General features: G+C 74.8%; 9 protein-coding genes and 1 pseudogene. 6 read left to right on the top strand and 4 right to left on the bottom strand.

The features are described from left to right. Window positions 1-521, top strand: a 521-nt coding sequence (locus MCBG_RS17170; protein WP_043327023.1) for an ABC transporter ATP-binding protein, incomplete at its 5' end; no start/stop codon positions are given. A gap of 7 nt (window positions 522-528) precedes the next feature. On the opposite strand, the gene MCBG_RS17165 is transcribed toward MCBG_RS17170, so the two are convergent. Both MCBG_RS17165 and MCBG_RS17160 read right to left on the bottom strand, forming a co-directional pair. Next, window positions 529-969 (bottom strand): hypothetical protein, encoded by a 441-nt coding sequence (locus MCBG_RS17165; protein ID WP_043327021.1) that lies wholly within the window; start codon window positions 967-969, stop codon window positions 529-531. Between the two features lie 39 nt (window positions 970-1,008). After that, complete coding sequence (locus MCBG_RS17160; protein WP_043327019.1) at window positions 1,009-2,169, bottom strand: peptidoglycan DD-metalloendopeptidase family protein; 1,161 nt, start codon at window positions 2,167-2,169, stop codon at window positions 1,009-1,011. Window positions 2,170-2,663: 494 nt separating this feature from the next. On the opposite strand from MCBG_RS17160, the gene MCBG_RS31870 reads away from it, so the two are divergent. Then, entirely contained in the window at window positions 2,664-3,962 is a 1,299-nt protein-coding gene (locus tag MCBG_RS31870; RefSeq protein WP_084789560.1) for an AAA family ATPase, read from the top strand. A 22-nt stretch (window positions 3,963-3,984) separates the two neighbouring features. Here the strand turns inward: MCBG_RS31870 and MCBG_RS31865 are convergent, their stop codons facing one another. Together MCBG_RS31865 and MCBG_RS33070 are read right to left on the bottom strand one after the other, a co-directional pair. Continuing rightward, complete coding sequence (locus tag MCBG_RS31865; RefSeq protein WP_198033305.1) at window positions 3,985-4,551, bottom strand: hypothetical protein; 567 nt, start codon at window positions 4,549-4,551, stop codon at window positions 3,985-3,987. A gap of 17 nt (window positions 4,552-4,568) precedes the next feature. Continuing rightward, window positions 4,569-4,790, bottom strand: a complete 222-nt coding sequence (locus tag MCBG_RS33070) for a hypothetical protein (RefSeq protein WP_198033304.1) — start codon at window positions 4,788-4,790, stop codon at window positions 4,569-4,571. Between the two features lie 230 nt (window positions 4,791-5,020). Here MCBG_RS33070 and MCBG_RS31855 point away from each other — a divergent pair, with 230 nt between their 5' ends. The 4 genes and pseudogenes from MCBG_RS31855 to MCBG_RS34815 all read left to right on the top strand — a co-directional run bounded on the left by MCBG_RS31855 (window position 5,021) and on the right by MCBG_RS34815 (window position 9,137). Then, window positions 5,021-5,542 (top strand): helix-turn-helix domain-containing protein, encoded by a 522-nt coding sequence (locus tag MCBG_RS31855; RefSeq protein ID WP_084789555.1) that lies wholly within the window; start codon window positions 5,021-5,023, stop codon window positions 5,540-5,542. A 151-nt stretch (window positions 5,543-5,693) separates the two neighbouring features. Next, window positions 5,694-6,719, top strand: coding sequence for a hypothetical protein (locus tag MCBG_RS17145; RefSeq protein ID WP_124778776.1), 1,026 nt, complete (start codon window positions 5,694-5,696; stop codon window positions 6,717-6,719). A gap of 140 nt (window positions 6,720-6,859) precedes the next feature. Beyond that, window positions 6,860-8,329 (top strand): annotated as a pseudogene (locus MCBG_RS35245) (TOMM precursor leader peptide-binding protein); the annotation flags it as partial. Between the two features lie 31 nt (window positions 8,330-8,360). Further along, complete coding sequence (locus tag MCBG_RS34815) at window positions 8,361-9,137, top strand: YcaO-like family protein (RefSeq protein ID WP_051611258.1); 777 nt, start codon at window positions 8,361-8,363, stop codon at window positions 9,135-9,137. The last annotated feature ends 15 nt before the right edge of the window (window positions 9,138-9,152 follow it).

Here is a 9,152-nt window from a genome sequence, read left to right as displayed (position 1 = left end):
CCCGCGTCCTCGCCCTGCTGCACGCACCGGACAGCGGGCACCTCACGCTCGACGGGAGTCCCGTCCGGGGCGCCCGGCACCGGCTGCCCGCCTCGGTGCGCACGCGTGTCGCGATCCTGTTCCAGAGCCCGCGCGCCGCCACCGACCCGCGGCTCAGCCTCGCCGACATCGTCGCCGAGCCGCTACGTGCCACCGGCACGCCGCGCGAGCAGGCCGCCGCCCGTACGGCGGAACTGGCCGACCTGGTCGGGCTGACAACCGACCTGCTGACCCGCCGCCCGCACGCGGTCAGCGACGGGCAGCTGCAACGCGCCTGCCTCGCCCGGGCCCTGGTCCACCGGCCGGACTACCTGCTCTGCGACGAGGCCACCGCGATGCTCGACGCCTCCACGCAGGCGCACGTCGCCGCCGTGATCGGCGACTACCAGCGCCGGCAGGGCGCCGGGGTCTTGGTCATCACCCACGACCCGGCGCTGATGGCCCGCTGGGCCACCCGGGTGGTGGACCTGCCGGCGGCGTGACGTCGCGTCACTCCCGCACCGGGCGGCGTACGGTGCCCAGCGCCCCGGCGACGACGGTCCCGAATCCGACCGCCATGAGCGGCATCCCCATCTCGAACGGCAGCTCACCGACCCAGTTGATGCTGTCGCGCTCCGGCAGCGCGCCCAGGCTCACCGCGACCACCGCGCCGGCGAGGAACATCCCGGCCACCGCCGCGCCGACCGAGAGCTTGGCGCACGCCACGCTCCGCCCGGCCCAGAGGCCGGCCAGGACGGCAATCGCCAGGGCCACCACGACCAGCCAGGTCCAGCCGCCCTCGGTCTCCAGATAGGCCCAGCCCGAGTACGACCACTGGTGCATGCGGCTGGCGCGGAACCACGGGATCAGGTAGCCGAGCAGCGCGGTGGCGCTGCCGACCAGGAGCAGCAGGTCAGGGACCGGGCGGTACCAGCGAGGGGAGTCGTCCATGCGTCCGGAAGGTAGCAGTGCCATGATCCACGCGCACGATCAGCACCAGCCGTTTACCGGCCCGTTTACCCCGGTGGAGAGGTAGGCGTCGGACACCCAGCTGCCGTCGCTGAGCCGGTCCCACAGCGCCGTGGTGCCGTAGCGGCCGGTGTGCGAGGTGCCGTTGGCGGAGCAGGAGACGGTGACGGTGGCGCCGTCGGCGACCGACCCGAGGACGCCGTACCCGGTGCCCGGTCCGGAGCGCCGGGTCAGCGTGCCGCCGCCGTTGGCGTCGACGACTCCCTGGTTGAAGCCGAGCGCGCCGTAGTTGTAGACGCCGCCGCCCGCGCCGACGTAGGCGGACCCGTGCCGGGCGCCGCCCTGGTACGCCGCCGCGCCGCTGACGAAGTCCCACTTGCCGATGCCGTGCCCGGCGATCGGGACGTACGCCGAGTTCTGCCGCAGTCCGAAGTGCACGTGCCGGCCGGTGGCGGAGCCGCCGCAGGTGACATCGGTGCCGGTGTTGCCCAGGAACGCGCCCTGGGCGACGCCCGCGCCGTTGACGGAGATGCTGTTCCACAGGTGGTAGTAGTCCGTCGAGTAGCCCCGGTCGTGGATGACCCGGATCCAGCCGGTGCACATCGTGTACGCGGTTCCGGCCCGGGCGGCGCGGACGACCTGGTCGCCGCCGGCGAGGTCGACCGAACTCCACGGCGCGGCGGCGCCGCCCCAGCCGTGCGGCCCGGAGGTGAGCGTCCACGTCTGCCCGACCGCGAACGGCAGCGCCATGCCGGTACGGAAGTCGCCGCCCGCGTACGTCGGTGTGACGGGCGTGGTGAAGACGGCCTTCTCGGTCTCGCTCACCAGCGGCGACGCGGCGGCCAGGTCGCCGAACGCGGCCTCCCCGTCGAACGCGACGGTCCAGCCCCTGGCGTCGGCCCGGGCGAGGAAGACCGAGCCGGTGGGGTGCGCGTCGGCGGACCGGTCCGCCGGCAGCACCGCGGTGCCGAAGGCCCACCGGCCGTTCGTGCGGGTGACGCTGATCCGGGCCTGCTGCGCGTCCGCCGTACGGGCGGCGGCGTCGGCCGAGCCGAGAAGCTTCGCGGTCACGGCGTCGGCGACGGGGCCGGGTGCCGGGCGGGGAGCGGCGGTCGCGGGTGCCGGGGCTGTTGCCCAGGCGCCGATGGCCGCCAGGGCGCAGGAGAGCATGAGCCGTCGCATGGAGCCTCCTTATCGACATGTGTCACTGAATGGAGGCTATCGACGGTGGTGAAAGTTGTCTACGACTATCGATGCGACGGTGAAGGATCTATGCATCGGGGCGTACCCGGAAGTGGATCTTCCGGGTGGCGGGGTTCCGAGGCCGGCGCTGTCGCGCGCGGCTCGACGGCGCGGCATCCGTTTCCGGTCGCCATTTCTAATCCGCCTTCAAGGATTGGCGGAAGTGACAATGCCGGCCGACGGTGGAGTAGAGATTTGACCGCTTCGGGTAGTTCGCGCGGCCGCACGTAATCGTAGTGATGTCGGTATCGTTCCGTCATTGTGGTGACCAGTCCCTTTCTGTGGGTTGTGGTGCGATGTCGGAAAGAATCGGCGTTCCGACATCCGGTGAAACAAAGGCCTGCCGTATTCGAGATCTTCGACATCTCCCGATGCTCCCGACGGTATAGTGCGACCATCCCCTATGGAGTGCCGGAAAGCGTCTGATCTGCGTGATGACACCTGGGCTGGAAAATGCGCCAACGGGCCCGTGCTTCGTCGGGCGGGGAGCACAGTTGGCGCGTATCGGAAAAGCCCAGGCCGCCGCGCTCGGCCACGGCCGGCAGATGGTCTGCGAAGTGGTCGGAGAGCCGGGCATCGGCAAGACCCGCTTCGTCCGCGAGGCCCTGGAACGATGCGCCCCCACGGTCCCGTGGGCCGTCGGGACGTGCGCGCCGGACGAGCGAGGAGTTCCCTTCCATGTGTTCCGGCACGCCCTCACGAAGGGCCAGCCACCCCGCCGCGGACTGCGTGCCGGGCGACCCGCACCGACCTGGGCGGAGCCCGCGGGCGCGGTGCCACCGGCGTCGGACGCCCGGCGGTTCCGGACCTACCAGGCGGCCCGCCGGCTGATCGGCCTGGCCGCCCGGGACGGACTGGTGCTGGTCCTCGACGACCTGCACTGGGCGGACGCCTCCTCCACCGGCCTGATCGCCCACCTCCTGAGGTATCCGGTGCCCGCGCCGCTGCTGCTCGTGCTCGTCTACCGCCCGCGCCAGATGGCGACCCCGATGCCGTTCGGCCCACCGGAGTCCGACGAGAACGCCGATCCGGAACCGACGTCCCGCGACCGGATCGAACTCCGCCCGCTCGGCCTCGCCGAGGTCGCGCTCCTGCACCCCCACGTCGACCAGGCGGAGCTGCGAGCCCGGTACGACCTGACCGGCGGCAACCCCGGTTACCTGGCGGCGCTCCCGGCCGGCCCCGCTCCGGCCGCCGCCGACCCGCTCCGGGAGGCGCCTGGTGTTCGGCTGCCCGACGCGGCGGTGGCCGTGCTGCGCCGCGAGTGGGCCGACCTGCCGTCCGTCGAACTGGCCTGCCTGCGAGCCGGAGCGATAGTGGATGCGCCCTTCGCCCCGGACCTGCTGGCCGAGGTCGCGCAGGTGCCGGCGGCACTGGCGGTCGCGGCCGGCTGGCGGTTGGCCCGGCTCGACCTGATCCGCCGCGGTCCCCGGCACCGGACGCTTCGCCTTCCGGCACCCGGTGCTGCGGATGGCGGTCGCCCAGGACACCGACCCGGCCTGGCGGGTGGACGCCTGCGCGCGAGCGCTCACCGCGCTCGTCGACCTGGGCGCGCCAGCCGCGGACCGGGCCCGCTACGCCGAGCGCCTGCTCGCCCTGCCGAACGGCCGCTGGGCCGGACGCTGCGTCGACGTGCTCTCCCGGGCCGCCCAGGAGATCCGGCGCGAGACACCGGACCTGGCCATCCGCTGGCTGCGGCTGGCGTTGCGGGCGCTGCGGCCGACGGCCGGTGAAGCCCAACGTCGCCGCGACGTGTCACTCGCGCTGGCCCAGGTCACCGGCGAGGCGGGCGACCTGGCCGAGAGCCGGGCCCTGCTCCAGGAGATCGTGCCGCTGTTCCCCGCCGACCCGGAGGGACGACGGGCCCAGGCGGTAGCCCTGTGGGCGCGCGTGGAACGCCTGCTCGGCAACTACGCGGAGGCGGTGGCGATCAGCCGGCGCGAGCTGGCCGCGCTGCCGGTCGGCACCGGGCCCGCCGGCGGCTACCGGCTCGCCACCGAGATCGGCGTCGCCGGCATCCTGGCCGGCCGTCCCGTGGCCGGGCTGCCCGACGCGTTCACCGCGGATCCCGGCGGCCCGGGCGTGGACCGGGCCGGCCTCCTGGCCGTACGCGGCCTGGCCGCCGTGCACGACGGCGCGCTCGACGACGCCCGTGGGCTGCTCGACGCCGGCGCCCGGATCGTCGACTCGCTGCCGGACCGGGACCTGCGGGACCACCCCGACTGCCTCACCGCGCTCGGCCTGACCGAGCTGTACCTCGAACGGCAGGCCGACGCGGTGCGGCACCTCGACCGCGGGCTGACGCTCGTCCGCGCCTCGCACCGCGACGACGGGTTGTGTCAGCTTCTGCTCGCGCGCACCGAGGTGGCGTACCACGCCGGCCGGCTGAGCACGGCCATCGGACTGGCCACCGAGGCCGGCATCGTCGCCCGGCGCATCGGCAGCCGCCACCTGCTGAGCTTCGCCCTGGCGTTCGAGGCGGAGGCGACCGCCTGGCGTGGCGGTCCTCGGGACGACGACCGGGCGGTGGCGCTGGCCCGCAGCGCCGTCGGAATCGCCACCGACCCCGCCACCTGGTGCGGTCGTACCGCCGCGACCGCGCTGGCGACGGCGGCGCTGCTGGCCGGTGATCCGGCGACCTGTGCCGAACTGGTGCGCTCGGCCGGCGGCGACAGCCGGCTCAGCCGCCTCCAGACCACCCTCCGTCCGATGTGGCACGAGCTTCTTCTGCGCCCCCCGCGCTCGCCGCCGGGCGAGGTGGACGACGCCGAGCGGCAGGCCCCGGCAGGCGATGGGCCGAGGCGGAGCAGGTGGGCCCTGCCGGGGCAGCGGGGGTTTCGCCGAGTCGGGCGTACGGGCGAGGGTGCTGCTCGCCCGCGGGCGAGGTCCCCGCGGCGCAGCTCCACCTGGAAGACCGCTGCCGACCTGTTCCGCTCCGGCGGCATGGCGCTGCGGCGCAAGCCTCGCGCTGGCCTCCCTGGCCCGGGCGGCCGAAGCCGCGGACCAGCCCGGCCCGGCGGCGCGGGCCCGCCGCCGGGCGCTGGAACTGGCCGGGTGGTGCGGTACGGAACGGGTCGCCCTGCGACTGGCGCGTCCGGTCGGCCCGCGCGAGGCCGCCGCGCTGACCGACCGGGAATGGCACATCGCGCGGCTGGCGACGACCGGAGTCACCAGCCGGCTGATCGGGCGGCAGCTCAACATCAGCCCGCGCACGGTGGAAGCGCACCTGACCCGGATCTACCGCAAAGCGGGCGTCGCGTCCCGGTCGGGCCTGGTCGCCTGGGTCGCCCGGCTCGACGACACCGATCGGTGACCGCTGTCCGGGCCGGATGACATCGTTCCGTGCAACGCCCGCGGGCCGGGTAGCACGAGGCCGCGCCGCCACCGGCCCGGGCCGACGGTCGCTCACATACTCGACTGCATCGGGCGCGATTCCCGCGCACCGGCTGTGGATGGAGGACGAGATGCTGGGCAGAAGATCCGTCAGGAGCCCGCGTACCCTCGCCGCGCCGGTGCCGGCGATGCCGTTCGCCGCCGCCGCTGCGGCGCTGCTGATGCTGACCGGCTGTGGCGGCGAACCGGTGGACGCGGCCACCCCCGCGCCCGAGGGCTCGGCCGGCTTCGGCCGAGACCGGGCCGCGCTGGTGCTCACCGCCTTCGACCAGGCCGACTCGGCCGCCTCGGTGGCCGGCGACATCGAGACGCTGCGGACCCAGGAGGTTCCGCCCTCGCTGGACCTCAGCGTCGCCGCGGTCCGCCGGGCCGCCTACAACCAGCAGGCGCAACCGTCGTTCCAGCACATCAACCCGGCGTTCGCGGTGCCGCCCGGCGACCCGGCGTGCTTCCTCGTCACGGCCACCCTCAAGCTGGCCGGCTCAGAGCTGGCCCCCACCGACGTCAGCCAGTTCGTGCTCGGCACGGACGGCCAGTGGAAGCTCAGCCACAACGTCCAGGTCACCCAGCCTGCGCTGGTGGCCGCCCGGAGCATCGACGGCCGGCCGGCCACCGAGGGCGGCACCGCCCTGGACGAGACCAGCCGCCGGGCGCTCGCCGCCGAGGTGTTCGCCCGCAGCATCGGGTCGACCACCGGCAACCGGTCCCTGATCGCGTCCAGCCCGCTGCTCGACGGCCAGTTCGCCGGCGGCTGGGAGGTCTACGGGCAGCAACTCGCCGGCGTCGGCGCGGAGGTCCGGCGAACCCTGGACCGGGCGGAGTGGTCGGACTGCGCGGTCACGACGCCGACCGGCACGCTGACCTTCCTGACCGTCCACGCCACCGACACGCTGCGCCCGGCGCCCGGCGGTCCGGCCACCGTCCGGATGGTGCCGCAGAGCCCGGACCTGATCGCCACCGGTCATCGCACGGCGGTGAGCGGAAAATCCATCCGGGTCAACCGGGTGGAGACCTTCCTGCTGCTCGTACCGGAGCAGACCACCGGCACGTCGGTGCTGGGACTCAACGACACCGCGTTGACGGTCACCGCCGGCTGACCGCGCACCGACCCCGCCGACGGCAGAAACCGGTGGCATCACTCGGGATCGGAGGCCGCGGACCGCGACGATGACAGCAGCCGTGATCGCCGGCGGGGCCGGTGGTACCCGCGGCCCGGCCACCAGGCTCGGGAGGAACCATGTGGCGTCCGCGCTTCCGATCGGACTACGTGCCGGTGCGGCTGCCCGACGGCCCGCTCGTGGTGCTGGGGGAGACCCGCAGCCTGCTCGTCGACGATCCGGTCGCCGCGGACCTGGCCGACCAGCTCGACGGCGCCGCGCCGCTGGCCGACGTGGTGGCCCGGCTGGCCACCCGGCACCCGGTCGCCGCCGTCGCCACCGCCCTCGCCCGGCTGCGTGACCACGGCCTGCTCACGTCCGGCCCGGCGCACACCTCGCCGGCCGAGGCCGCCGGCTGGGACGCCCGGGGCGTCCCGCCCGAGGCGGGGCGGCGGTGGATGGCCGGTGGCCCGGTCACCGTCGTGTACCTCGGGGCGCCCCGGGTGGCCGAGACCGCCGACGCGCTGCGCGCCCTCGGACTCGCCGTGACAGTGGTCGGGCCGGACGGACCGGACCCCGGCCCGGACGACGCCCAGGTGCTGGTGCTGCCGTCGTCGATGCTCGACCCCCGGCTGGCGTCGATGAACGACCGCCACCTGGCCGCCGGTCGCGCCTGGACCCTGGCCCGGCCGCACGGCAACGTCGTCTTCCTCGGCCCGCACCTGGTGCCGGGCCGTACCGGCTGCTGGGCCTGCCTGCGGCAACGCTGGCAGGAGAACGAGCAGGTGAACGCGTTCCTCGGCGGGCAGGACCTGGCCGGTCCGCTGCCGCAGCCCGGACGGGCGGTCCTGCCCGGACTGGCCACCACCGCCGCCGGCCTGCTCGCCGCCGAACTCGCCGTGCTCGCCGTGCGGGGTACGTCGCCCCGCCTCACCGGCCGGATGGTGGCCCTGGACACCCGGGACCTGAGCACGGAGAGCCACCAGCTCGTACGCCAACCGCAGTGCCCCGCGTGCGGCGACCCGGACCTCGTCCGCAAGGCCGAGCCCCGGATCGACCTGCCACCGAGCGGCGCCCAGCCCAGCCGGGCCGGAGACTCCCGTACCCGGGAACCCGCCGAGACGTACGCGGCACTCGCCCACCACGTCAGCCGGTACCTGGGCGTGGTGAGCCGGCTGACCCCGCTGGAGGCGACCGACAACGGCGTCACCCACACCTACTCCGCCGGGCACAACTTCGCCCAGCCCCGCGAGCTCGCCGGGCTGCGCCGCAACCTGCGCGGGCAGAGCGGCGGCAAGGGCCGGACCGACCTCCAGGCCCGGATGAGCGCGATCGGGGAGGCGGTGGAGCGCTACTGCGGGGTGTGGCGTGGCGACCGACCGGTGCACCGGGCGACCTACCGGCAGCTCGGTCCGGACCGCGCGGTGCACCTGCGCGAGCTGCTGCTGTTCTCGGACCGCCAGTACGCCGACCGGGACCGGCTCAACCGCGACCTCGGCCATCTGCACCGCGTTCCCCGCCCGTTGCCGGACGACGTGGAGCTGGACTGGACGACGGGCTGGTCGCTGACCCGGCAGACGCCGCGCGAGCTGCCCGCCGCGTACTGCTGGTACGGCCACCCGGAGCTGACCGGGCTGGGGGGTGTGCTCGGCCGACTCGAACGGCTGCGCGGCCGGCGGCAACCTGTCCGAGGCGATCCTGCAGGGCTTCTGCGAACTCGTGGAGCGGGACAGCGTCGCCCTGTGGTGGTACCACCGCTCCCGGATGCCCGGCGTGGACCTCGCCTCGTTCGCCGACCCGTGGACCACTGCCTGCGTCGACCACCACGCCACCGCCCTGAGCCGCGAGCTGTGGGCCCTCGATCTGACCGCCGACCTCGGCGTACCCACGTTCGCCGCGGTGTCCCGGCGGGCCGACGGCGGGACGGAGGACGTCCTGGTCGGCTTCGGCGCGCACCTGGACGCGCGGGTCGCGCTGACCCGGGCGCTCACCGAGGTGAACCAGTTCCTGCCCGCCGTGCCCGGACCCACCTCCGAGCGCAACCGGTACGGCGGCGACGACCCGGACACCGCGCGCTGGTTCGGCACGGTGCGGGTCGCCGATCAGCAGTGGCTGTCCCCGGATCCGACCCGGCCGCCGCGCACCGCCGCCGACCACCCGACGCTGACCACCGGCGACGTGGGCGACGACGTGCGCCGGTGCGTACGCCGGGCGGAGCGGGCCGGCCTGGAGGTGATCGTCGTCGACCAGTCTCGCCCGGACGTCGACCTGGCCGTGGTGAAGGTCGTCGTGCCGGGCCTGCGGCACTTCTGGCGCCGGCTCGGCCCCGGTCGGCTGTGGGACGTGCCGGGCCGCCTCGGCAGGGACCCGCTGGCCGCCGACGAGACGTCGGCCAACCCGCTGAACGTGTTCTTCTAGCCGGCGCTCCCGGCC

It is taken from the genome of Micromonospora sp. M42 (assembly GCF_000568915.1).
GTDB classification, from domain to species: Bacteria; Actinomycetota; Actinomycetes; order Mycobacteriales; family Micromonosporaceae; genus Micromonospora; species Micromonospora chalcea.
This window is presented reverse-complemented; position numbering and strand designations above follow the sequence as displayed.